Origin of the sequence: Sphingopyxis solisilvae (assembly GCF_015475875.1) — a bacterium.
Classification (GTDB): domain Bacteria; phylum Pseudomonadota; class Alphaproteobacteria; order Sphingomonadales; family Sphingomonadaceae; genus Sphingopyxis; species Sphingopyxis solisilvae.
Map to the genome: position 1 here is coordinate 1 of NZ_JADKYM010000013.1, position 22,927 is coordinate 22,927.

The window sequence follows — 22,927 nt, forward strand, 5'->3', positions numbered from 1 at the left end:
CCGCATGCGATTGCCGTCAGTTCGGTCGGCGCGCTGCTGTCAGCAGCGCAGCCTCTTCGGCGGTGGCGAGGCGATCCTCGCCGGTTGCGATAAGGCGTGCTTGGACCCGGCGCGGCATCTTGGCGAGCAAAGCTTCGCGGTCGAACCAGTCGCCGTTGAGCCGTTGGCTCGCCGGTCGGCCTGCGATTATCGCGCCGCGGAACAGCGTCTGGGCGAGGTCAACGCGCCCGTCGACGAGAATGCCATCGTCGCGTTCGGCCTCCTCGGCGCGTTCGATCGCCGCGCGCGACGGGCCGGTTTCATAGATGAGGGAGCCGGCGGCGCTGACCGCGAAGCGTTCGATATCCGCGTCGCCGATCAGATAGGGTGCGAAGGCGCCATCGGGGCGGCCTTCCCACAATCCCGCCGCGCCTCTGATCATCGCCCGGACATAGAAGCGCTCGCTATCGGGCGCCCATTGGGCCGCGCCCGGTTCGACGAGGCCGGTGCCGTTCCAGCTCGCTGGACCGCCATCGCCAAGAAAGCGCGGCGGAGAAGTCCCATCGCCCGCCACGATATACCAGCCGGTCTCGATGCGCCCGCTCACAGTCGACGGGCGCTCGCGGCGGTAAAGCAGCCAGCGCCCGTCGGGAGAGGCCGCGAGCCCCGAGAAATCGGTCATCTCGACTAGCTCGCGGGGACTGGTCTGGGCAAGCGCCGGCGACGCGGCCGCAAGGAGCGACGCCGCCCAGACAAGCTTCTTCACCATCGGATCGTCGCCTGCACCGCGATCGAACGTCCGACCGGGCTCGCCTTTTCGGGATCATAGGCGAGCGCCGAATTGTTGGTGCGGGACTCAACATATGGCGGGTCGCGGTCGAAGATGTTGAGCGCGCTGATCGCGAGCTGCAGGCCGCGCTCGTTCTCGTCGCTGCCGAAGCGCTGCGACAGGCTGAGGTCGACGGTCGTCCAGGACGGAACGCGCGCGGCGACGGTCGGAATCTGGTTGAGGTAGCCGCCGATATAATTGACGAAGGCGGTCGCCGCGAAGCCATTCTTCGACCAGCCGGCTCGTCCGCGAAGGCGCCATTTGGAAGGGTTGGCGAAGGTGCCCACGACATCAATGGCGGGCGTTCCAGGGGTGAGCCGCCGGTCGATCCGGAAGATATGGCTTCCCGCCAGCCCGACGTCGATCGTGCCGCCCGCGAGCCCCGGCGCATAGCCGATGTCGAAGTCGATCCCGGACTGCCGCACCGACGACAGGTTCCGCACCTGGCCGTCGACGATCGCATCGACGTCGCCGGGAGCGAGCCCGAGCGGGTTGGTGAAGGTCGGGAAGGCGAAATAATAAGCGAGGAGCTCGGGCGAGGGATTGTCGTTCACAATTCCGCCGAAGAGATCGCGCCGCGTCAGGAAGCGCAGATAATCCTCGGTCACCGATCCGATGCGATCGCGATAGTCGACGTCATAATAAGTGACGGCGGCCTTGAAGCCGGGCAGCGCGGCCGGCGCGATATCGACACCCGCGGTCCAAGTCGTCGCGCGCTCGGGCTTGATGCCGGGACCATAGCCGAACAAACCGATGACATTGGCGGTCCCGGTCGGCGACATGGGATCGGGCAGCTGGAACGTCGTATAGTTCGAGACCGTCGGGCCGATCAGCTCGTCGAAAGCCGGGGCGCGGAACGAGGTGCCATAGCTACCGCGCAGCGCGAATCCCCGAAGCGGCTCCCAGCGGACACCGACCTTCGGATTGGTCGTGCGGCCGACATCGCTATAGTCTTCGACGCGGCCGGCAATCGAAAGGTCGAGCCGGTGGAATCCGGGGACTGCATTGTCTTGGCCGAACAGCGGCACGAACAGTTCCGCATAGGCCGAGCGGACATGGCGGGGTCCTGGCAAGCCGGTCAGCGGCGTCATGCTCGGCGCCGCACGGCTCAGATCGTTGATTGTCAGATTGAAATAGCGTTCGCGACGATATTCGGCGCCGAGCGCCAGCCTGACATCGCCGCCCGGCAGCCGCAGCAGCGGTCCGTCGGCGCGAAGCGCCGCCGACCAGCTTTCAAAATCGTCGCGCGAGCCAATGCTGCCTCGGATCGCCGCGATCGTGGCGGGATTGTTCGCGGTGCCATCGCCGAAGATGTTGAACGCGGTCGCCGGGTTGGTCTCGGTCAGCGCAGCAGTCAGTCGCGTCCGGTTCGGAATGTTGATGCTGTCCGACCGACTTTTCTGCCGGCCATAGGCGCCGCCGAGTTGCACCCGCCAGCGCCCGAGCGCCTGCTCAAGCCCGGCCGCAGCGCTGATACCGCGCACGCGCCCGGCGTCGATCGGCGCTCCGAGATCGTTGGCGAAATTGTAATTGACGGTGACCGGCTGGTTGGTTCCGATCGGGTCGACGTAATAGGGGTTGGTGACCGGCACCCGCGCGGCGCTCAGATATTGGTTGAGCGCGACCTTGCGATAGTCGCGCTGCGCCGCGAGGATGCTGGTGCGGAGGGTGAGGCTGCTGGTCAGATCAAGCTCGCCGGCGAGATAGAGGCTGTGAACGCGCTGGCGCGGCAACAGATCGCTCGCCGCGCGCCGGTCGCCCGGATTGCGCGTGCCTGCGATCAGGTCCGCAGGCGTCAGCGCGGTGCCGTCCTGCCCCGGTGGAATGGCGAACGTCTGGCCGTTGGCGGCCGTGATCGTCCCGGGAGCCGCGAAGAGCGAGCGATAGTCGGGCCCGCCGAACGGCCGAAGATCTTCGGTAGCGAAGCGCCGGTCCGCCGCGGCAAGTGCGTCGCGTTCGCTGAACTGGTAGGCGAGGGTCACATGACCGCCGTCCCAGCGCGTCCCGAAGATCTGCCCGAATTGCCGTTCGCCCATGTCCCCGTCCGCGGTGCCGATCCGGACGCTTGTCTCAGCCCCTTTGAAGCTGTTGCGAAGTCGGATGTTCACGACACCCGCGACGGCATCCGCCCCGTAGATGGCGGAGGCACCGTCGGTAAGGACTTCGATCCGTTCGATCGCACTCAAGGGGATCAGCGATAAATCGGCGAACACGCCGCCGAGGCCGCCGAGCGCCGGGCGGGCGCCGTCGATCAAGACCAGCGTTGACGATGGTCCGAGGCCACGAAGGTTGATGCTCGACGCGAAGGTGCCGTCGGTTCCCGAGCCGTTGCGTGTCGTGGCGCCGAGCGTCGTTTCATTCGGACCGCCGCCGAACGATTGCGGCAGCGCCTGCAGCAACTGTTGGACCGATCCCGTGCCGCTCTTCTCGATCTCGCTGCGGTCGAGCGTGAGGACCGGCGATCCGGTCGGGCCGGCTCCCCGGATCCGTGTACCCGTGACAATGATGGCGCTGTCTTCGGACGCTTCAGTCGAGCCGTCGCTCGCTGGTACAGGGGCGTTTCCCACCCGAAGCACGAGCGCGCCATCGACGAGTTCCGGCTGAAGACCAGATCCTGTCAGTAGTCGCGATAAGGCACGATCCGACGACATTCGTCCGCGCACCGATGTCGAACGCCGCCCCTTGACCAGGTCGGTCGCGAAAATGATCTGTCGCCCCGACACGTCCGAATATTCTCGCAGCGCGTCCCCGAGCGGCTGCGCCGCGATGTCATAGTCGCGCTGCTCGGTCTGCGCATGCGCGGCGACCGGACAAAGCGCACCGACCGCGCATCCCGTGGCCAGAAAAGCGGCCAGCAAATTCTTGTTCATCCCATCCTCCCAGCGGCCTGCATGGCCGTCTGAGGGGGCAAGACGGATCGGGTCGGAAAACTCCTAGTGGGCTATTTTCGGCATCAGGACATAGCTGCCCGCTTGCTCTTTCACATCGAGGTCGAGCGCGGCCGCGAGCTGGCGTGCGAGTGATCGCGCCTCCGAAACATCGAAGCGTCCGCTGACCAGCCGCCCGGCGATGGCCGTGTCGGCGAGCCCGATCTTCTTGCCGCTCACGCGATTGGCGCGCTCGATCACGGCACCGAGCGGCAGGCCGTCGGCGACGAGAAGTTGCGGCCCGCCGGCTTTACCGACGGGATTGGTCATGATGACGGCCTCGCCGGCCGGCTTGGTCTCGATGAGCATGGGCGCGTCCTTCTCGATCGCCGCGCGCTGGCCGGGACGGAGGCGGAGCGGGGCTTCGGGCTTCGCAGTGGCGCGCACCTCGACCGAGCCCTCGACAAGATGGACGACTGGCCGCCGCCCCGTCAGATCGATCTCGAAGATCGTCCCGAGGGCGGTGGTTTCACTTCCCGCGGCTTCAACACGGAACGGCCGCGCGCTGTCATGGGCGACGGTGAACCGGGCACGGCCGCCGACAAGGTGAACGCGCCGTTCGCCCGACGTGAACTCCGCCTCGACGCGGGCGCCGTCCGTCAGCGCGACGCGGGTGCCGTCCTCGAGCACGAGCTCGCCGGTCGCATTGTCAGCGACGATCGGCTCGGCGCCGCCATTGCCGAGCAGCACCCAGGCAAAGGCGAGCGATATTGCGAGGACCAGCGCGGCGGCGAGCGCCCAGTGCGCGCGGGACGGGGGTGTCGCCTTTGACGGCACTTGGCGGTGCGCGGCGAGATGTTCTTCCGCCACGCCGCCAGTGATGAGCCAATCCTCTTTGGCGTTCGCATAAGCCTCGGCATTTTCGGGATCGGCATGCCAGGCATCGAACTCTGCCCGGTCCGCCTCGGCGCCGGGCGTGCGCATCCGCGCAAACCAATGCGCGGCCTCCGTGTCGCGGTCGCTCACTTAATGTCGGCCCGCGCCTTGCGGATTGCGATCATCGCCTGTGCGATATGCCATTCGACGCCCTTCACGCTGATTCCTTTCGCTGTCGCGATTTCCTCATAGCTTAGGCCATCGAACCGATGCATCACGAATATAGAACCAGTTTGGGGCTTTAATTTCTCAATCGCCTCGCCGACGCGCCGCATCGTGTCGCGCGCTTCGAGCGCTGCATGGGGGTCGGGGCCGGCGATATCCTCATCCTCGAAGCTATGGTGCTGCGATGTCAGGCGCGCAGTATCGGCGCGCGCGCGATCGGTGAGCAGGTTGCGTGCGGTGCTGACGAGATAGGCTCCGGGCTTTTCGATCAGGGCCAGCTTCCCGCCCTTCGCCATGGCAAGGCGGCGGAAGCATTCCTGGACGAGATCGCCGAGATCTTGCTTCGGCGCGCGGCGGCGCAGAAAGCGCGTCAGCGCAGGCTGATGCGCAGTGTAGATCGCTTCCATGCTGGCGGTCTGGCCAAAGCCCGTCCAGTCGGACGGCGGCATCGGGTCGCTGCCGCTCAAGGCCTGCGCGCGCTTCTGTTCGTCCTCGAAATCCATGTCCGTCGCCTACCGGTCGGACCGGAAAACGGGATGCCGGGAGGTAAGAACATACTCGGAAAAATATGCGCCGCCGCCTTTAGCCCGAAGGCTTGGACATACGCGTCGGCCACCCGGCAACGGATGGGAATATCATAAAGGCCCGAGCAGAATTCTTACGTTCCGGCACCGCGCGCCTTCTGGCCCGGTGCCCGGCCAGCATAGCCGGACGTAACGTCAGGGCAAGCCCGCGCCACGCAATTGGGTCCAGAATGAGTCTTTTTGGCTGAGGACCTCGATTTGACGCCTCGACCTCGATTTGCCACGACGATCCTTGTCTTTGCCGGCCTGCTCGGCCGGTCCTATTTCGTGTTGCGCTGCAACGCTTGTTATTGATTTGTTCGCACCCGTACCCTATGTGGGCATCAATCGCACCCGCCCGGCCTCTGTTCGCAAGGACATGCACACTGGGCGGGTCTTTTATTTTGGGCTCCGCTGACGCATGAACAGGCTTCATGTCACGATCCTATAACAAGCCCACCCTCACCTACGCGCAGCAAATCGCCCATCTTCGTGCGAACGGAATGGAAATTGCCGACGAGCCTGCCGCCGAGGCCTGGCTTCGCCATGTGAGCTATTATCGTCTCAGCGCTTATTGGCTCTATTTCGAACATCCCAAAGGCCATCAGGGGCCGCGCTTTTTCCCCGGCACGACTTTCGAACGCGTCACCGCCCTTTATGATTTCGATCGCCTGCTCCGGCGCCTGCTGATGCGCGGAACCGAACATGTCGAGGTCGCGCTACGGGGAAGCTGGGCCTATCATCTCGCGGAACTCGGTGATGGCCACAGCTATCTCGACGCCAGTCTCTACAGCGATCGCAAGGACTATCATCTCCGCCTCTCGAAACTTGCCGGCGAAGTCGGGCGCTCGAACGAGACCTACATCAAACATTACCGTCAAAACTACGATGTGCCGGCGTTGCCGCCGGTCTGGATGGTCGCCGAAATGATGTCGTTCGGCCATCTTTCACGCTGGTATTCGAGCCTCGCCGACCGGGCGCTCCGCAACCGCATCGCGGTGCCGCTCGGCCTCCCCGAAACGGTTCTCGTGCCGCTTGTCCGCCATGTGACCGATATCCGGAACATCTGCGCGCACCACGGCCGGCTCTGGAACCGCGGCTTCCTCGCGCCGCCGAAACTCGCGCAGAAACCGAAATCGCTACAGGCTACGATCGATCAGAATGCGACACAGGCTCCGGCCAAGATCTATAATGCGATTTGCATGATCGGACATGTCGTCCGCACCGTGGCGCCGGGCTCGACCTGGATCGCCGACATCGCAGCGCATCTCGCGACCCAACCCGAAGGGGACTTTGGATCGATGGGGTTCCCGGCGAATTGGCAGCAGCGCCCCTTGTGGTTGCCCTGAAAAGGAGGTGACGTGCTAGCGGCCGCGATAGGGCTCGCACGCAATGCCGTCGCCATCGCCGTCCATTTCGGACCGGTAACCGGGCTGGCCTCGCCGCAGCGGGGCAGCGCCCGCTGCCCAGGCCTCCTTACAATTGCGGAAATAGACGCCCGAAGGAGCGGGAGATGGCGCGCGGTCCGGCGCACGCGCTCGCGCCGCATCGCGCGAAAGGCCCGGTGTCCGCTGCCCCGGCCTCGGATGCGCGGCGCGATAGTCCGCTGGCATCTGGAACTTGCCGGTCCACACGCCGAGACCGGCGGCGCGGGCGCGTGCCTCGGCAGCGACATAGCGGTCGCTGAAATGGGGCAGGGCGACGGCAAGGCCCGCGTCGACCATCGCACCGCCGAGATCGATCGAACCCGCGCGGCATGTGGCGACGATCCGGCCATAATCGTCGATATCCTTCTGCTCGCACATGACCGACGTTCCAGGGACGAGGCTCGCGAGCTTCGACGCCGCCTGTTTCCCGCAAGCCCAGGAGGCGCCGCCGCGTTCGCAGCTCTGCGCCAACTCGGGCGCATCGACGCCGAAGAGCCGCACCGATATTCCGCTGAGGTCGAGCGAATCTCCGTCGGCAGCGCGGGCCGGGCCGCTGACCTGCTGCGCCGAGGCAGGGAGGGCCAAGAGAAGGAAGGCGGCGGTGATCGTCGGTCTCATGCCCGACCCATAGCGTGATCCGGTGAGCAAATCCTTGCTGTTCATCTCCATTCCGGCTCGCACGGAGCCAGCCGGTGCAGATCCGGCGAGGTGGATGGCGCGCCCGCGCGCGCAACGGCGCCGCGTCGCCTTTTTCCCCGGCCGCAGGCGGCCTCCTCGCGGGCGCTTCGCGCGCAAAAAGCCGGTGCGGCGCCGTCCTCCGCTGTCGCTCCGGCCCTTCGGGTGCGTGCGCGGGCCTGACGCCATTCCCTGGCCGCCGGTGCCCCGGGGATGGCCCCGGGCTTCGCAGGAGCAATATCATGGCCGCAATCGGTCTTGTCAGCGGAACGAACGAAAAGGGCTTTGTGGGTCAGCTCGCGACGATCTCGATCCGCGTCCCCATCGAAATCCGCCCCAACCCGAGCAAGAACGGCGAGGTGCAGCCCGATTATCGCGTCTGGTCGGGCGGCGTCGAATGCGGCGCGGGGTGGCTCCGTCGCAGCGAGGCGTCGGGCAAACTCTATGTCTCGCTGACCCTCGAAGCGCCTGAGTTCGGGCCGCGGCGCATCTATGCCAATCTTGGCCGGGCGGCCGGGCAGGACAATCCCGACGTCTATGCGCTGCTGTGGAATCCGGCAGATTGACCGCGGTCGGCGGCATCCTCGCGGCTGGTTCAATCTCGGCGTGCAAGGGTGTCGCCACCTTGTTAGGGTGTCCGCAATGCGCAGCAGTCTCGATCATCTCCCCCCGCACAAACAGCGCGAACTCGAACGGATCGTCCAGATCGTCTTCGAAGAATTCGAGGATGCGCTGGCGCTCGCGACCCAGGACTGGAAGCGCAAGGGGCGGATTTCGAAGATCATCCTCTACGGCAGCTATGCGCGCGGCGGATGGGTTGACGAGCCGCATACCGCGAAGGGCTATCAGTCGGATTATGACCTGTTGATTGTCGTCAACGATGACAGGCTGACCGATCGCGTCGAATATTGGTCGAAGCTCGACGATCGGCTGATCCGCGAACTGTCCGTCACGAAGACACTGCGCACGCCGGTGAATTTCATCGTCCACAGTGTCGATGAGGTGAATGCCGGGCTGTCGCAGGGACGCTATTTCTTCATGGACGTCGCCCGCGATGGGATCGCGATTTATCAGGCCGTCGATGATGAATTGCCCGAGCCGCAGCCGAAGACGCCACATGCGGCGCTTGAGATGGCGCGCGAATATTACGACGAATGGTTTTCCACTGCGACGGACTTCTTCGACAGCGCAAACGATGCAATCAAGCGCGGGAAAACTAAGCTCGCAGCCTTCCTCATGCACCAAGCGACGGAGCGATATTATCATTGTGCCTTGCTGGTCTGCACATTTTATTCGCCCCACATCCATAACTTAGCCTTCTTGCGAACTCAGGCTGAGAAGATTGATCGACGGTTAATCGAAGTTTGGCCCCGTGAAGTGAAAGCTGACCGATCTCGGTTCGAGAAGCTGAAGGAGGCTTACATCAAGGCCCGCTACTCGAAGCACTATCGCATTTCCGAAGATGAGCTTTCCTGGCTGGGCGCAAGGGTGTCGGTATTGGCGGAACTTGTCGGGACCATTTGTGCCGAGCGCATTACGCAGCTTGAGGAAACGGCACGAGACGCTGGATAGAAGAACCTATGTCCGCGGACGTTTAAGCGGGTATTGGTTTGCCGGATCCCAATGGACGCCGTGGTTGGTCTTCGCTTCAGGCGTGAGCAGCATGTGATACGGCAGAGGTTCACGCGTGCGATGGCTGCCCACGCGATAGGATGCGGACGTCTCCTCAATGGCCCAACTTTCATCAGAGCGAGTTGATACCTCGGGCGCGAAATATTCGCCGTAAACCCATCGCAAGCGCGACATACCCGGGTCAAAATCCATCATCTCCAGCTTGTTGAGAAGATGTCGAACGCCATCGGCGAGGCTGCCGGCCCACGTTTCCACGCCAACATGGACAACTCCCGGCTGATCGGTTGGCAATTGTGCTGTCGCTTTCGCGACTGTCGCACGGAAATGCTTCGCTTTCTTGCGAATCGCCGTAGCTGATTGATTGCGCCACCCGACAACGCTCGCCTGGTAGACTGCACTTGCCCAGAAGGGGCGCGTGCGGCTCGGCAGCCACTTGCCGGACATCGAATGCGCAAAATCATGATCGTAACGGCCGATGAGCAGTTCGACCATCCGGCTTGAACCATAATATACATCGTCTTCCGCGAGGACCTCGCGGGCTAGCGTCCAGTCGATTTCTCGGATCGTGCCAATTCCATGCTCATCGCTCCAATAATTTGCGCCGGCGGCGCCCAAATAGGCGGACGCATGCAACGCGAGATAATCGTCCGGGATAGCGTCGAGTTCGGCATCGAAGGCGATCTGCATGTAAATCGAGCGTCCGGCGGCAAGCGCGAGGCGATGTACGGGTCGCGCGAGTTCTTCGCCTCGGACACGCTCGCGCGCTTCATAGCTCGAGCGGTCCATACGCTTACACTCGACCGCCCACCTGCTTCTTCCTTTGCGCACATTGAGATCATGGGTTTTTGCGACCCCGGGACGCTCGGGCGCGAATGCAGTTTCCCAGCCATCGCGATAATATGCGAGCGCAACGAGCAGTTCAAAAAGCCCGCCATCCGGCTGACTGCGATCAGCATTCATAAGTCGGCGTGCTCGATCCTCTGCTCCTGGGATAGCGAGCAATTTGGTCAGCTCTTCTCCGATGCGAGTAGGATTACGGAACATGCCAAAGGCTCCGCGCACGAGATTTGCAAATCCGCTCTGTTCACTACGCTGGCTACCGGTCGTCCGCGCATTTATTGCGAGCAGGGGCGGTTCACCTCCAAGTGCCCGATCAACCAGTGACGCACCATCGTCGGTCAGCCCAGTGCGTGAACGCATCTTGTCGGCGACACTTTTAACCGCTTCCTGCACGGCGTGAAAATAATCGTCGGCGAGCAGTTCGGCCCGGCAGAATTTCAAAACGTCCGCATGGACACCCCGCCCTTCCAGATCTGCCCGCAATTCCCGAGCCCGCCGCTGCGCCTCCGGTAAGGTTTGCGCTGCCTCGACTACAGAGATCGCACCCGTCAGCCCTTCGACAAGCGAGGGAGAGCCGATGTCCAACGCGAGCGTAGCTGAATTCCTGTCCTGCATCCACGAGGCGAGCTTCCCCTGTGTCGGCGCCAAATCGGCGGCTGCGCAAGGCAATCTCCGCATTGTCGAAGCGCGCGACCTCACCAGTGCGTGGAACGATCTCGAAATCCATAGTGCCTTGCTTGCGTGGGCCCGGGACTATCGAGCCGAGCCAGACGGACTGCGAAGCCTGATCATTCTGTTCGAGGGGCCGCTCGACTTGTCCGAACGGGTCTTTGAGGTCGCGATGTGGGAACGGATCCAGTCGTTCGCCGATAAGGATGCCTGGCTCGGGCAACCCTATGACGCGGCGGTCAGCGCCGATCCCGATGATCCGCATTTTTCGCTGAGCTTTGGCGGCGAGGCTTTTTTCGTGATCGGCCTGCACCCGCACGCCTCGCGCCCCGCGCGCCGCTTCTCCAGCCCGGCGCTGGTTTTCAATCTCCACGATCAGTTCGCGCGGCTTCGCGCCGAAGGACGCTATGAGCGAATGCGCGAGATCATAATTGAGCGCGACGTAGCGCTTGCCGGCGACGTCAACCCGATGCTGGCGCGCCATGGCGAAGCCAGCGAGGCGAAGCAATATAGCGGCCGGCGGGTCGATGCGGACTGGAACTGTCCCTTTCACGACCCGCGCCGCTGATGTCCGCACGGCTCGAGATCGCTCCGCGCAGCGGCGTCGCTTTCACCATAAGCGTCGGCGAGAGTTTGACCGTCTGGGACCCGCAAGGGGAACAGGTATCCGACATGGTCGCCTTTGCGCAGGACGATCCGCGCGAAGCGCTGTCGAACGGCCGCACGTTCGATTATGAAGAGACGATCCGGCTGACGCAGGGCCATCGCCTTTGGTCGAACCGTTCGCGGATCCTGTTCGAGATCGAAGCCGATAGCGTCGGCACCCACGACTTCCTGCTGACCCCGTGCAGCGAAGCTACGTTCCGCCATTTCTATCCCGACAAACCGGTGCATCGGGGTTGCTTCGGCAATCTCGCTGAAGCGCTCGCACCGTTCGGGATCGGACCGGACGCCATCCCCGTCGCCTTCAATCTCTTCATGAACGTGCCGGTCGATGCGGCCACCGGTGGGCTTTCGGTGCTGGCGCCGCGCAGCAGGGCAGGCGACTTCATCCGGCTGAAGGCAAAGATCGATTGCATCGTCGGGCTCACCGCCTGTTCCGCCTACGCATCGAATGGCGGAAGTTTTAAGCCGATCCATTATGCCGTCGAATGAACTGACCGCCTTACCGATCGGACCGGATGCGACCTCCATAATAGGGGGCGTCGGTTCAGCTCTGGCGCGTTGGCGCGTCGCGGTGAGCTATGCCTGGCGCCATCAGCGTTTGCTCGATCTCGATACCCCCACACGCTTCACCGAGCTGGTCCAATTGCGCAAGCTGTACGATCGCTCAGCCATGCAGACGCAATTGATGGACAAGATCGCGGCCAAGCGTCTTGCCGGAACGGCACTCGGGCCGGAGTGGATCATTCCGACGTTGTGGCAGGGAACGCAGTTGCCCGCCGAGATTCCGTTCGCCGTGCCCGCCATCCTCAAGGCGCGCCACGGTTGCAATCAATATGCGGTGCTTTGCGACCCGCCAAGCGCGCGCGACTGGCGTCGGCTCCAACGACTGGCTGGGCGATGGCAACGAGCGCCTTACGGAATATGGCTCGATGAATGGGCCTATCGCGATGTCCCGCGCGGTTTGATCGCCGAGCCCCTGCTCGGCGGGCGCCTGCCGCTTCCGATCGACTATAAGATTTATGTTTTCGGAGGCGAAGCGACCCACGTACAGGTGCATCTCGATCGCGCAGGCAGACACCGCTGGATTTTACATGATCGGGGATGGCGTCCTTTGGTGCGGTGCGAAGACCACCCCGTTGCGCCTGCATCTCTCGACGCGATGCTTGATGCGGCCGAAGTGCTGGCTCGAGGCACCGCCTTCCTGCGCGTCGATTTCTACGAGGTCGACGGGCGGCCTTATTTTGGCGAATTCTGCCTATATCCCGGATCGGGCTTTGATCCATTTGCGGCAGACTCGATCGATTTTGATCTGGGTGCCCTCTGGCTGGCCGCGATACCTTGAGCCCGACCTGCGTTCGAATGCCTCCTTTCGGGATGACTGACCAAATGCAGATGGTCAGAAAGCGGTCCAATTCCGATCGCGGCCTTGAGCCGCTTGTCTGCAAGCGTCTATCTATCGGGCCAATGGGGGTGGAACGCGTCGATGACGAAGGGGTGATCAGCTTCGCCCTTGGCATGGCCCTCGCGAAGATGCGGATGGTCGGGCGGCAAATCGTCATGACGATGCGTGACGATATCCGGGTCCTTGCGCGGCCAGACACGCAGGGCGATGAGCGTTCCCATGAGCGCCAGCACCGCGCTTGCGGCGAGAGCCGTGCCCATGCCGGCGCGGGCGCCAACCTGACCGGCCAGCGGATAAGCGACAAGCCAGCAGACATGGCTGAGGGCGAATTGGGCCGCAAACAGGGCCGGGCGCCCCCCGGCATCCGACGAGCGGCGGAGCAGACGCCCGCCCGGCGTGATGCTGGCGGAATAGCTGACGCCGAGCGCAAACCAGCCCAGCAGCAGGAAGCTCCAATAGCCCGGCGCCTCGTGCATCGACCATGATGCTGCCAGCACGGCGAGGACGACGGTCATGGCCACGGCTGCCGCAATCATCACGGCGCGGTCGGCGACCCGATCGAGCAGGCGCGGCAACAGCAGCGCCGCGAGCATCGAGCCGCCGCCGAAGGCTGCAAGCGTGATCGCCACCTCGCTCTGTCCCAGCCCGAGAAGGCCGCGCACGAGCACCGGCGTGTTGACGATGACCATCGCACTGGCGGCCGCCGCGGCAAGCGTAACCGCCAGCAGGCCGCGAAGCCGCGGGGTCCTCAGATATTGGCGGGTGCCTTGCGTCGTCTTGTCATAGATGCCGCCGTCCGGCGCCTTGGCCGCGGTGCGCGGCAGCGTGACCGACAGCACGAGCAGCGCCGAACAGGCGAAGCCGATCGCGGTGCCCGAGAAGAGCCAGTGGAAACTGATGACGCCAAGCAGCGCGGCGGCGAGGATAGGGCTGACGAGGCTTTCCATGTCATAGGCCAGACGCGAGAGCGACAGGGCGCGCGTATAATCCTTCTCGTCGGGCAGCACGTCGGGGATCGTCGCCTGGAAGGTTGGCGTGAACCCGGCCGACGCCGACTGGAGGATGAAGATCAGGAGATAGATTTGCCACACCTGGTCGACGAAGGGCAGGAACAGCGCGACGAGGCCGCGCACCACATCCATTGCGATGAGGAAGGGTTTTCGCGGCAGGCGCGAAGCATAGGCTCCGACGACCGGCGCAACGCCGATATAAGCGACCATCTTGATCGCCATCGCGGTCCCGAGCACCGCGCCTGCATCGGCGCCGGCGATCTCAAAGGCGAGGAGCCCAAGCGCAACCGTGGCGAGGCCCGTGCCGACGAGCGCGATGATCTGCGCGAGGAACAGGTGGCGGTAGGTCCGGTTGGCAAGAACGGCGAGCATAGGTGGAACTCCGCTGTCGGCGATTAGAGGGGCATCGTCTCCGACCCGGTCGGCGACCGGGCCGGAGTCCATCAAATCATTGCTGCCTTGTCAGACAACGCGGCGGATGTCGCTATAGGCGCCGTCGGTGCGCAGCGTAATCGTCACCGGTGCGCTCGAGCGATTGCGCCAGAACCAGCCGTGCTTGCCGTCGAAGGCGGCGACAAGTTCGCCGCTCTCGCCGGTCGTATCCTTGCCCTTGCCATAGCCGTGGTACGCGATGCCCGGTGCGTCGGCGTGCGTGTCGAAATTGACGCGCCCGCCCTCGACCGACCAGTTGAAGTTGAGGCGTGCGCCCTTCGCCATCGTCGCCTTGATCTCGGCACCCTGTCCTGGCGCCAGGGTAAGCTTCATCGTTTCCGAGCGTTGCGGCGCGTCCGCCTTGGCGGCGGTTGCTGTCGGAGATGCCACCTGGGCAGCCGGAGCGGCCGAAGCACTTCCGGTGGCCGCGTCGGCCGCGGCCTCCTTGGCGAGCTGCAGCTTGACCTCGCCCATTTCGGTGAGGCCAAGCGCGCCGCCGATCCCGGTCGGATCGATCGCATATTCGCTGGGCAGCACGACGGCGACGAGGATGGCGCCCGCGGCAACGGCGGCGAGCGCGGTCGCGCGGATCAGCTGGCTGCTGGTCGGCAGGTCTTCGGGGCGGGGGCGCTGTGAATTGAACATGATGTGGTTTCCTTCGATTAAGCGGCCGCGAGGCCGGCGAGCTGGTAGCCGACGAGCACGAAGCCCGCGGTCATGAGGATGGTGTTGACGGCGAAGGCATGGCGCATGAAGCTCGGGGTGCGGCGCCAAAATCCCATCAGGATGAGGATCGTGCCGAGCGCGAGCAATTGCCCGATCTCGACCCCGATGTTGAAGGCGAGCAGGTTGGGGATCAGGCCTTCGTTCGCGATCTCGAACTCGAGGATTTTCGTCGCGAGGCCGAAGCCGTGGAAGAAGCCGAAGATCAAGGTCGCGGCCTTGGTGTTGGGCTGGACGCCGAACCAGCGCTGATAGGCGCCGAGATTGTCGAGCGCCTTGTAGACGACCGACAGGCCGATGATCGCGTCGATGACATAGGCGTTGGCGCTGATGCCGGTGAGCACGCCGAACAGCATCGTCGTCGAATGGCCGACCGCGAACAATGTCACATACAGCCCTATGTCCTTCATCCGGTAGAGGAAGAAGATGACGCCGAAGAGGAAGAGCAGATGGTCGTAGCCAGTGACCATATGCTTCGCGCCCAGATAGACGAACGGCCAGAACAGGATGCCGCTGCTTTCCTGGATATAGCCCTTGTCGCCCTCGGCGACATTGTGCGCCCAAGCTTCTGCGCCGATCGCGAAGCAGAGAAGAAGAAGGCTCGCCGCGAGCAGCGCGCAGCGCAGGATGCCGCCCGGCGGAGCGATGGATCGGATAGACATCATAATACTCCTGAAATGTCGGAAAATGGGTGCCCCGCGCGCCGGTTGGCACGCGGGGCGAGCGGTCAAGCCGGTAAAGGTTCGGCCGCTGGGGGCTGGGAGTTCTGGTCCTTGGCGCGCCGGCCATGTACCATGCGGTAGAGCGCCGGCAGGATGAGCAAGGTGAGGATCGTCGAGGAGACGATCCCGCCGATCACCACCGTCGCGAGCGGACGCTGGACCTCCGCCCCCGCGCCGACGTTGAACGCCATCGGCACGAAGCCGAGGCTCGCCACCAGCGCGGTCATCAGCACCGGGCGGAGACGCGTCAGCGCACCCTCGCGGATCGCCACATCGAGTCCGCTCCCCCCTTCGCGAAGCTGCCGGATGAAGCTCAGCATGACGACGCCGTTGAGCACCGCGACCCCGGAGAGCGCGATAAACCCGACGCCCGCCGAGATCGACAACGGCATGCCGCGCACCAGCAGCGCCGCGACGCCCCCGGTAAGTGCCAGCGGCACCCCCGAGAAGACGATTCCGGCATCCTTCGCCGAGCGGAACAGCGCATAGAGCAGGCCGAAGATCAGCAGCAGCGCCGCGGGCACCACAAGCTGGAGCCGCTTCGCCGCCGAGATCAACTGCTCGAATGTCCCGCCATAGCTGATCCAATAGCCCGCTGGCACCTCGACCTCGGCATCGACCTTGGTTCTCAGCTCCTCAATGAAGGAGCCGAGATCGCGGCCGCGGACATTGGCGGTCACCACGACGCGGCGCTTGCCATCCTCGCGGCTGATCTGGTTCGGACCGATCACCACCTCGACCTTCGCCACGTCGGCGAGCGGCACGAACCCGCGCATCTCGCTGTCTGGACCCGGCAAGGGGATGCGCAGCCGGCCGAGCTCGTCGACCCGCTCGCGCGTCGCTTCGGGCAGGCGCACGATGATCGGGAAGCGCCGGTCGCCCTCGAAGATCTGCCCGGCCTCGACGCCACCGATCGACACCGCGACGACATTCTGGACGTCGCCGACGTTGAGCCCGAAGCGCGCGAGCGCCGCCCGGTCGGGGGTGATTTGCAGCACCGGCAGGCCGGTGACTTGCTCGACGCCGACATCCTGCGCGCCCTCGATTCCCGAAGCCACAGTCTCGATCGCGTCGCCGACCTCGCGCAGCGTGTCGAGATCGTCGCCGAAGACTTTGATCGCGACATCGGCGCGAACCCCCGAGAGAAGCTCGTTGAAGCGCATCTGGATCGGCTGGGTGAACTCGTAATTGTTCCCCGGGATGAGGGCCACGGCTGCCTGCATCTCGCGGACGAGCTCGGTCTTCGGTTTTCTCGGATCGGGCCAGTCCTTGCGGTCCTTCATGATGATGAAGGTGTCGGCGACCGAGGGCGGCATCGGATCGGTCGCGATTTCGGCGGTGCCGATCTTCGCTACCACCCGGTCGACCTCGGGGAACTGCTTGATCCGCGCTTCGAGCGTCGTCTGCATCGAAATCGCCTGGCTGAGACTGGTGCCCGGAATGCGCAGCGCGTGCATCGCGATATCGCCTTCGTCGAGATTGGGGACGAACTCCGACCCCATGCGCGTCGCGGCGAACCCCGCGATTGCGACAAGCACCACCGCGCCCGCGACGAACGCGGTGCGCAGCTTCAAGGCGCTGTCGAGCGCGGGCGCATAAGCCTTGCGCGCCCAGAGCATCAGCCGGCTTTCCTTCTCCTCGACCTTGCCGGTGACGAACAGCGCGATGGCTGCCGGCACGAAGGTCAGCGACAGGATCAGCGCCGCGGTCAGCGCCATCACGACGGTGATCGCCATCGGATGGAACATCTTGCCCTCGACCCCGGTGAGCGCGAAGATCGGTACATAGACGAGCGCGATGATCAGCATGCCGAACAGCGACGGACGGATGACCTCCGACGTCGCCGAGGCGGCGAGCGCGAACCGCTCGCCGCGATCGAGCAGCCGCCCGACTTTGTGTTGCGCTTCGCCGAAGCGGCGGAGGCAATTCTCCACAATGATCACCGCGCCATCGACGATCAGTCCGAAATCGAGCGCGCCGAGGCTCATGAGATTTCCCGAGATGCCGCCACGCACCATGCCGGTGATCGTCATCAGCATCGTGATCGGGATGACCGCCGCGGTGATCAACGCCGCGCGGACATTGCCGAGCAGCAGGAAGAGGATGACGATGACGAGCAAGGCGCCTTCGAGCAAATTCTTCTCCACCGTCCACACCGCGCGTTCGACCAGATCGGTGCGGTCGTAGATCGGCACCGCCTTGACCCCGGCGGGCAGCGCCCGCGCCGCGACTTCGAGCCGTTCGGCCGCGGCGCGCGCGACGATGCGGCTGTTTTCGCCCGCGAGCATGAAGACGGTGCCGAGCACCACCTCCTTGCCATTCTCGGTCGCGGCGCCGGTGCGCAGCTCCTCGCCAAGGTCGATGTCGGCGACGTCGGCAATACGGATCGGGATGCCATTCCGGTTGCTGACAATGATCGCCTTCAGATCGTCGATCCCCGACGCCTGGCCCGGGGTGCGGACCAGATATTGCTCGCCATAGCGTTCGACATAACCCGCGCCGCTATTGTCGTTGTTGGCTTTCAGCGCGCGAACCACATCGTCGAGCGTCAGCCCATAGGCCGACAGCCGCGCCGGGACCGGGGTGACATGATATTGGCGTTCATAGCCGCCGATGCTGTTGACCTCGGTCACCCCCGGCGTGTTGCGAAGCTGCGGGCGGATCACCCAGTCCTGCAGCGTGCGCAGATCTTCGGGCGTATAAGCGCTGCCATCGGGCTTCTTCGCACCGGGATCGGCTTCGAGCGTGTACATGAAGATTTCGCCGAGGCCGGTCGCGATTGGTCCCATTTCTGGGGCGACCCCGGGCGGGAGCTGTTCGCGCGCCGATTGCAGCCGTTCGTTGATCAGCTGGCGTGCGAAATAGATACTCGTGCCGTCCTCGAACACCGCGGTGACCTGGCTCAGGCCATAGCGCGAGACCGAGCGCGTATATTGCAGCCCTGGCAGGCCGGCGATCGCGGTCTCGACGGGAAAGGTCACGCGCTGCTCGGCTTCGAGCGGCGAGAAGCCCGGCGCCTCGCTGTTGATCTGGACCTGGACGTTGGTGATGTCGGGGGTGGCGTCGATCGGCAGGCGCTGGAAGCTCCAGACGCCGATCGCGCAGAGCAGGAGAACAGTGGTGAGGACCGCCCAGCGAAAGCGGATCGCGCCCGCGATCATCCGTTCGAGCAAATGAACCTTGCCCGGCGGGGGGCTGGTGTCAGTGGTCATGGCTGGCTCCCGATTTCTCGATGTCGGCGCGGATCAGGAAGGCGCCGTCGACGACGTAGACTTCGCCGGGCGCGAGCCCGCCGAGCACTTCGGTCCATTCGGGCGTGCGCCGCCCGATCTCTAGCATCCGCACCTCATAGGTGTTGCCGACCTTGGCGAAGACGACCTCGAAGTCGCGGAAGCGCTGGATCGCCTTGGTTCGCACCGCGAGCGGCACGTCGGCCTGCGCGACCGCAAAGCTGCCCTCAACGCCCATGCCGGGACGGAATGTGCGCGAGGCGGCGGGTGGCAAATGGACATGCGCCATCAACGTCTGGCTGCTGATGTCGGCGGTCGGCAGGATCGCCTCGACGACCCCCGCGAAGCGCGCTTCGCCCGACAGGCTGCGCAGGTTCACCGGCTGACCCACGCGCACGCGTTCGGCGTCGCGCGGATAGACAAAGAACTCGGCGTGGAGCTTGGTCGGATCGGCGATGACGAACAGCGCGCGGTCGCCGGTTGTGTCGCCGACATTGACATTCTTCTCGACGATCGTGCCGCTGATCGGTGCGGTGACGCTGTAGGTCTGGAGCGAGTGGCTCGATTCCACCCGTGCGAGCACCTGGCCGCGCCGCACCTGCTGGCCGAGCTTGCCATTCAGCGACATGATCAGGCCGGGAAGGCGGGCGCGGACGTCGGCCTTGCCTTCGGGAGTGATCTCGATCCGCCCGCCCATGTCGATCAAGTCGCTGACGGTCGCGCCGCCCGCCGCCTCGACCTTGACCCCGCCGGCTTTGGCGGCCTCGGCCGTAATCGTGGTGCGCCCTTCATAGGAGGCATAGGACCATTTGCGATTGCGCCCGCCTTCCGATGCTGCGACGCGAACATCGAAGCTGTGCGGTTCGGTGACCACCCCGCTGCCGCGCAGGAAATCCTCCTGCGGCGTGAAGCTGAATCGGTCGATCTTGCCGCCGAGGCGGCCAAGCTCCATCGTCAGCTTGACCTCCGATGGCTTGACCGGCTTGTCGTTCCGGAAGGCATAGACGCGGAACTCGGGGTCGACGCCATCCTCGAAGATGGTGACCTCAAGCGCGAAATCGCCGTCGCGCAGCATCCGCCCGCGATGCGGGCCGCGCTCATATTCGCCGGCCTTGGCAGCGGCTTCGCCGCCTTCTTTCGTCGGAGGACCGTCGCTGCACGAAACGAGAAGCGCGGCGGTGAGAAGTGGGAATGCCCACATAAGATGTTTTCTGCTCATCGAGCATTCTCCATGGTCGGGATGAGGGCCGCGTGGCGGCCGGTCAGGCGGTCGAGGCGCACGCCCATCAGGTGGAAGCGTCGCAAGAGTTCGACGCGGCGCGAGCGTGCGTCATGCGCGGCGATCTGGGCCTGGCTGAACTCGAGGAAGGTGAAGGCGGTGCCCCCGCGCGCCAGCCCGTCGCTGATCAGGCGCACGGCGCGACTGGCGCTGGGAAGCACCTCCTCGTCGATACGCTTGATTTCGGAGGCGATCAGCCGGCGGTCGGCGACCAGCCGGTCGATCTCGCGGCCGATTTCGACGCGCGTGACCGCAACCTCGGCTTCGAGTGCGCGCTGTTCGGCGCGCGCGCGTTCGACATTGCCGCGATTGGCGGCCTTGCTGCCGAGCGGAATCGAGCCGCCGACCATCACCGCCAGATCATTGCCTTGCCCGAAATGGCGAAGGCCGACACGGGCGCTCGGATCGGCGACATTGCCGGTCTCGGCGAGCTTCACCTTTGCCTCCGCCGCCGTGATCTCGGCCGCGAGGACCGCAACATCGGCGGAGTCGCCCGCAGCGGGCACCGACGGATCGAGCGCCTGGAACACAGCGGCGTCGATCTGATAGTCGCCGGAGCCGCCCCACCAGGCGGCGAGGCTTGCTCGCGCGTTTCGCGCTGTCTCGCGTGCCTGTTCGAGCGCGATCTCGGCTTGCGCAACATTGGTGCGGGCACGTTCGGCAGCGAACCAGGGATCGAGCGCGCCGGTCACCCGGCGGACGACGTCGAGTTCGACGCGCTTCAGGTCCGTAAGCCTTGCTTCGGCGACGGGGATCGCCGCTTCTGCGGCGAGCGCTTCGACCCACGCCGCTTGAACGCGCGCGAGGCGATCGAGCAGGCGAACGCGGTTCTGCTGCCCGACGATCGCGACATCGGCGCGCGCGGCGCCGATCCGCGCTTCGCGCTTGCCGCCACGTTCCCACGTCCGCTCGTACCAGCCGGTTGTCTGGGACTGGCTCAACGGCGAATAGGGACCGGTGCCCGCGAAGTCCTCGAAGTCGATCCCGACCACATCCCGCGGTCGGACGTCGGCCTGCAATATGGCGGCATCGGCCGCTTCGAGCCTTGCGGCGTTGGCGGCGACCGCAGGATCGCTGGCGGCAACCCGCGACAGCGCTTCATCGAGACTTAGGTTCTGCGCCTGGACCGGCAGCGCGAAGGCGGCCAGCAGGGCGCTCCCGCAGAGCAAGACTCTACGGGCGGCATGCGCGCCAAAGCGCGCGCGATTATGGAATAACATGAGATAACGGCCTCGCTGAAAGGCGTGGAAACATCCCACGCCTCAGGCGGCGCGGGAACTCAGACGGTCAGCGAGATGGTTCTGGGAGGGCGCTCGGGTCCGAGAGCTCGCAGGCCGGCAATCGGCCGCTCGATCCGCCCGCCAAGCAGCGAGCCCGAAGGCGCAAGGGAGGTTGCAGTTGCGATATTGGGAATGAGCAGGTTCGGCCCGCTATCGCCATGATGATGGTGACTGCCATCCAGATCGTCGTCGGGCTGATCACCGGTATCGTGCGAATCGTCATGAGGCGCCGCATGGTCGTCGTGCACAGCGTCGATCGCGAAACTATCTGCCCCTTGATGATCGTGCACCACCATGAGGGCCGGCGCATGCTGGATCTGGCCGGCTGCCTTGGCGGGCATTGTCGCCGCATAGAACATCATCAGCGCCACGCAGAGCATCGCGATCAGGCGGTCAATTGCACGGGCGGGCGAAGTTGGCACATCCACGCGTGTAGTTGCGATCCCTTCCGTTGACAAGCTGCAGCTACCCGCCTCGACAGGATCGAAATCAATCTCTGAGTGGAGGCTGCGGGTGGTCGGGACGTGGCGCAGGGCCGGTGACGCCAATTCAGATCCCTCAGACTGAGGTGAGAACCGGCCGAACACGGAGTCCCATGATGGGGAACTCGCTCAGCGTCTCGTGACCGGCATACGCCTTTCGAACCAATCTGCGCCGCCCAATATCGGCGGCGGGCGCCATTGGGTCAGCGCAATAATCCGTTCCAAGCTGTTGCGAATGACCTCAAGATCAGCGCTGTCCTCGATTAGGTGCTTGACCCTGTAGTAACTACAGGGTGTAGGTCGCGTTCCGACTCGAGGTTATTCGAGAGGAACGCGCATGGCAAACGACCCCCACCCCGCTAAGATCGCAAAGGCATCAAGCAAAGCCGAAGACCCCGTGCGCACCGCTTATTTTCTCGAACTGAGGGAATATCGAACAGCGCGGGCAATCGGCGACTTCGCTGCGGCATGGCGGCACCTCGAGCGCGCCCATATCGTCGCTCAGCCCAGGTTATGGCTGCACATGGGATCGCATATTACGATGCTCGCATTCGCTTTTTCGCGCCGCGATATGCGGGAAATGTCGGGTAAGCTGCTGCGCATCGCTCTCGTTCCACTCGGCGCGCTGACCGGCCGCCTCCCGACCGGCAACACCGGTCGCGCCCGCGTCAGCGCCTTCGCGCCAATGCCAGTGCCGGACGATTTGCGGACTTATGTGCGCCAGGATGCGCCATGATCCTCGGCTTGCCTGCGTCTCGTCCGGCTGCTAACCGGCGGTTGATGCGAAATCGCGCGATCCAGTTCCTTTTGCTCATAGTGGCGCTTTTGGCTTGCCCGGACACACCGGTCATGGCCTATGACGCTGCGCCGATTGGCGTCGACGCGCATCAGCATGTGTTTGCGGAGGTCGCTGACGACGCGGCCCCCGACGACAACAGCCCGACGGGCAGCGGCACGGAACTGGTGCATCACCATCATTGCCCCACAGGCTTGGCCGTCGACGCATCGGACGCGGCCGACGGCTGGTTGTCGACGCGTGACGTACATCTCGCTGGCACCGCTTCGGCACTCGCTTCGCGCGCGACCGCTCCCCCCACCGAACCTCCCGCCGCCTGATCT

21 protein-coding genes are annotated in these 22,927 nt (G+C 64.6%); 8 read left to right on the top strand and 13 right to left on the bottom strand.

All coding sequences use genetic code 11. The features are described 5' to 3' along the window. Positions 1–16 precede the first annotated feature (16 nt). The 4 genes from IR187_RS10550 to IR187_RS10565 all read right to left on the bottom strand — a co-directional run bounded on the left by IR187_RS10550 (position 17) and on the right by IR187_RS10565 (position 5,279). Entirely contained in the window at positions 17–748 is a 732-nt protein-coding gene (locus IR187_RS10550; RefSeq protein ID WP_194954578.1) for a hypothetical protein, read from the bottom strand. Next, positions 742–3,678: a TonB-dependent receptor gene (locus IR187_RS10555; RefSeq protein WP_105999308.1), complete on the bottom strand. Its 2,937-nt coding sequence runs from the start codon at positions 3,676–3,678 to the stop codon at positions 742–744. Before IR187_RS10555 ends, IR187_RS10550 begins: the two co-directional genes overlap by 7 nt. A 63-nt stretch (positions 3,679–3,741) precedes the next feature. After that, the gene (locus IR187_RS10560; RefSeq protein WP_105999309.1) at positions 3,742–4,701 is read right to left on the bottom strand and encodes a FecR family protein; all 960 of its coding nucleotides are present in this window, start codon (positions 4,699–4,701) and stop codon (positions 3,742–3,744) included. Further along, positions 4,698–5,279 carry an RNA polymerase sigma factor gene (locus tag IR187_RS10565; RefSeq protein ID WP_105999310.1) on the bottom strand — a complete coding sequence of 194 codons (582 nt, stop codon included), beginning with the start codon at positions 5,277–5,279 and terminating at the stop codon, positions 4,698–4,700. Before IR187_RS10565 ends, IR187_RS10560 begins: the two co-directional genes overlap by 4 nt. 494 nt (positions 5,280–5,773) lie before the next feature. On the opposite strand from IR187_RS10565, the gene IR187_RS10570 reads away from it, so the two are divergent. Then, a complete protein-coding gene (locus IR187_RS10570) occupies positions 5,774–6,688 on the top strand; it encodes an Abi family protein (protein ID WP_194954579.1) in 915 nt (304 codons plus the stop codon). Between the two features lie 15 nt (positions 6,689–6,703). Here the strand turns inward: IR187_RS10570 and IR187_RS10575 are convergent, their stop codons facing one another. After that, a complete protein-coding gene (locus IR187_RS10575; protein ID WP_228765781.1) occupies positions 6,704–7,429 on the bottom strand; it encodes a thermonuclease family protein in 726 nt (241 codons plus the stop codon). 254 nt (positions 7,430–7,683) lie between these two features. On the opposite strand from IR187_RS10575, the gene IR187_RS10580 reads away from it, so the two are divergent. Both IR187_RS10580 and IR187_RS10585 read left to right on the top strand, forming a co-directional pair. After that, complete coding sequence (locus tag IR187_RS10580) at positions 7,684–8,007, top strand: DUF736 domain-containing protein (RefSeq protein WP_105999312.1); 324 nt, start codon at positions 7,684–7,686, stop codon at positions 8,005–8,007. A gap of 76 nt (positions 8,008–8,083) precedes the next feature. After that, positions 8,084–9,013: a HEPN domain-containing protein gene (locus IR187_RS10585; RefSeq protein WP_105999313.1), complete on the top strand. Its 930-nt coding sequence runs from the start codon at positions 8,084–8,086 to the stop codon at positions 9,011–9,013. 6 nt (positions 9,014–9,019) lie between these two features. Here the strand turns inward: IR187_RS10585 and IR187_RS16815 are convergent, their stop codons facing one another. After that, positions 9,020–10,498 (bottom strand): TIGR02391 family protein, encoded by a 1,479-nt coding sequence (locus IR187_RS16815; RefSeq protein ID WP_228765783.1) that lies wholly within the window; start codon positions 10,496–10,498, stop codon positions 9,020–9,022. Here IR187_RS16815 and gntA point away from each other — a divergent pair. The 3 genes from gntA to IR187_RS10605 are packed head-to-tail and all read left to right on the top strand — an operon-like array spanning position 10,491 to position 12,590. Further along, positions 10,491–11,150 carry a guanitoxin biosynthesis heme-dependent pre-guanitoxin N-hydroxylase GntA gene (gntA, locus tag IR187_RS10595; protein WP_194954580.1) on the top strand — a complete coding sequence of 220 codons (660 nt, stop codon included), beginning with the start codon at positions 10,491–10,493 and terminating at the stop codon, positions 11,148–11,150. The genes IR187_RS16815 and gntA overlap by 8 nt on opposite strands. Beyond that, the gene (locus IR187_RS10600) at positions 11,150–11,737 is read left to right on the top strand and encodes a DUF1989 domain-containing protein (RefSeq protein ID WP_194954581.1); all 588 of its coding nucleotides are present in this window, start codon (positions 11,150–11,152) and stop codon (positions 11,735–11,737) included. Before gntA ends, IR187_RS10600 begins: the two co-directional genes overlap by 1 nt. Then, a complete protein-coding gene (locus tag IR187_RS10605; RefSeq protein ID WP_228765785.1) occupies positions 11,697–12,590 on the top strand; it encodes an ATP-grasp fold amidoligase family protein in 894 nt (297 codons plus the stop codon). Before IR187_RS10600 ends, IR187_RS10605 begins: the two co-directional genes overlap by 41 nt. Before the next feature lie 107 nt (positions 12,591–12,697). Here the strand turns inward: IR187_RS10605 and IR187_RS10610 are convergent, their stop codons facing one another. The 7 genes from IR187_RS10610 to IR187_RS10640 form a co-directional block, all read right to left on the bottom strand. Next, a complete protein-coding gene (locus IR187_RS10610; RefSeq protein ID WP_194954582.1) occupies positions 12,698–14,032 on the bottom strand; it encodes an MFS transporter in 1,335 nt (444 codons plus the stop codon). A gap of 90 nt (positions 14,033–14,122) precedes the next feature. After that, on the bottom strand, positions 14,123–14,737 hold the full coding sequence (locus IR187_RS10615) for a transmembrane anchor protein (RefSeq protein WP_194954583.1): 615 nt from the start codon (positions 14,735–14,737) through the stop codon (positions 14,123–14,125). A 17-nt stretch (positions 14,738–14,754) separates the two neighbouring features. Then, on the bottom strand, positions 14,755–15,477 hold the full coding sequence (locus tag IR187_RS10620; RefSeq protein ID WP_194954584.1) for a HupE/UreJ family protein: 723 nt from the start codon (positions 15,475–15,477) through the stop codon (positions 14,755–14,757). Between the two features lie 65 nt (positions 15,478–15,542). After that, on the bottom strand, positions 15,543–18,749 hold the full coding sequence (locus IR187_RS10625) for a CusA/CzcA family heavy metal efflux RND transporter (RefSeq protein ID WP_324187682.1): 3,207 nt from the start codon (positions 18,747–18,749) through the stop codon (positions 15,543–15,545). Beyond that, entirely contained in the window at positions 18,739–19,986 is a 1,248-nt protein-coding gene (locus tag IR187_RS10630; RefSeq protein ID WP_105999373.1) for an efflux RND transporter periplasmic adaptor subunit, read from the bottom strand. Before IR187_RS10630 ends, IR187_RS10625 begins: the two co-directional genes overlap by 11 nt. After that, positions 19,983–21,215, bottom strand: a complete 1,233-nt coding sequence (locus IR187_RS10635; RefSeq protein ID WP_228765787.1) for a TolC family protein — start codon at positions 21,213–21,215, stop codon at positions 19,983–19,985. The genes IR187_RS10630 and IR187_RS10635 overlap by 4 nt, the downstream gene beginning before the upstream one ends. Positions 21,216–21,325: 110 nt before the next feature. After that, the gene (locus tag IR187_RS10640) at positions 21,326–21,874 is read right to left on the bottom strand and encodes a hypothetical protein (RefSeq protein WP_194954586.1); all 549 of its coding nucleotides are present in this window, start codon (positions 21,872–21,874) and stop codon (positions 21,326–21,328) included. A 271-nt stretch (positions 21,875–22,145) separates the two neighbouring features. Here IR187_RS10640 and IR187_RS10645 point away from each other — a divergent pair, with 271 nt between their 5' ends. Both IR187_RS10645 and IR187_RS10650 read left to right on the top strand, forming a co-directional pair. Then, entirely contained in the window at positions 22,146–22,544 is a 399-nt protein-coding gene (locus IR187_RS10645) for a DUF3703 domain-containing protein (RefSeq protein ID WP_194954587.1), read from the top strand. Then, positions 22,541–22,924 (top strand): hypothetical protein, encoded by a 384-nt coding sequence (locus IR187_RS10650; RefSeq protein WP_194954588.1) that lies wholly within the window; start codon positions 22,541–22,543, stop codon positions 22,922–22,924. Before IR187_RS10645 ends, IR187_RS10650 begins: the two co-directional genes overlap by 4 nt. The last annotated feature ends 3 nt before the right edge of the window (positions 22,925–22,927 follow it).

Excerpts from the sequence above, each read along its gene's own strand:
- IR187_RS10550 (WP_194954578.1), bottom strand. The coding sequence starts at position 748 with ATGGTGAAGAAGCTTGTCTGGGCGGCGTCGCTCCTTGCGGCCGCGTCG.
- IR187_RS10555 (WP_105999308.1), bottom strand. The coding sequence starts at position 3,678 with ATGAACAAGAATTTGCTGGCCGCTTTTCTGGCCACGGGATGCGCGGTC.
- IR187_RS10565 (WP_105999310.1), bottom strand. The coding sequence starts at position 5,279 with ATGGATTTCGAGGACGAACAGAAGCGCGCGCAGGCCTTGAGCGGCAGC.
- IR187_RS10570 (WP_194954579.1), top strand. The coding sequence starts at position 5,774 with ATGTCACGATCCTATAACAAGCCCACCCTCACCTACGCGCAGCAAATC.
- IR187_RS10575 (WP_228765781.1), bottom strand. The coding sequence starts at position 7,429 with ATGAACAGCAAGGATTTGCTCACCGGATCACGCTATGGGTCGGGCATG.
- IR187_RS10580 (WP_105999312.1), top strand. The coding sequence starts at position 7,684 with ATGGCCGCAATCGGTCTTGTCAGCGGAACGAACGAAAAGGGCTTTGTG.
- IR187_RS10585 (WP_105999313.1), top strand. The coding sequence starts at position 8,084 with ATGCGCAGCAGTCTCGATCATCTCCCCCCGCACAAACAGCGCGAACTC.
- gntA (WP_194954580.1), top strand. The coding sequence starts at position 10,491 with ATGTCCAACGCGAGCGTAGCTGAATTCCTGTCCTGCATCCACGAGGCG.
- IR187_RS10600 (WP_194954581.1), top strand. The coding sequence starts at position 11,150 with ATGTCCGCACGGCTCGAGATCGCTCCGCGCAGCGGCGTCGCTTTCACC.
- IR187_RS10605 (WP_228765785.1), top strand. The coding sequence starts at position 11,697 with ATGGCGGAAGTTTTAAGCCGATCCATTATGCCGTCGAATGAACTGACC.
- IR187_RS10610 (WP_194954582.1), bottom strand. The coding sequence starts at position 14,032 with ATGCTCGCCGTTCTTGCCAACCGGACCTACCGCCACCTGTTCCTCGCG.
- IR187_RS10615 (WP_194954583.1), bottom strand. The coding sequence starts at position 14,737 with ATGTTCAATTCACAGCGCCCCCGCCCCGAAGACCTGCCGACCAGCAGC.
- IR187_RS10620 (WP_194954584.1), bottom strand. The coding sequence starts at position 15,477 with ATGTCTATCCGATCCATCGCTCCGCCGGGCGGCATCCTGCGCTGCGCG.
- IR187_RS10625 (WP_324187682.1), bottom strand. The coding sequence starts at position 18,749 with ATGACCACTGACACCAGCCCCCCGCCGGGCAAGGTTCATTTGCTCGAA.
- IR187_RS10630 (WP_105999373.1), bottom strand. The coding sequence starts at position 19,986 with ATGAGCAGAAAACATCTTATGTGGGCATTCCCACTTCTCACCGCCGCG.
- IR187_RS10645 (WP_194954587.1), top strand. The coding sequence starts at position 22,146 with ATGGCAAACGACCCCCACCCCGCTAAGATCGCAAAGGCATCAAGCAAA.
- IR187_RS10650 (WP_194954588.1), top strand. The coding sequence starts at position 22,541 with ATGATCCTCGGCTTGCCTGCGTCTCGTCCGGCTGCTAACCGGCGGTTG.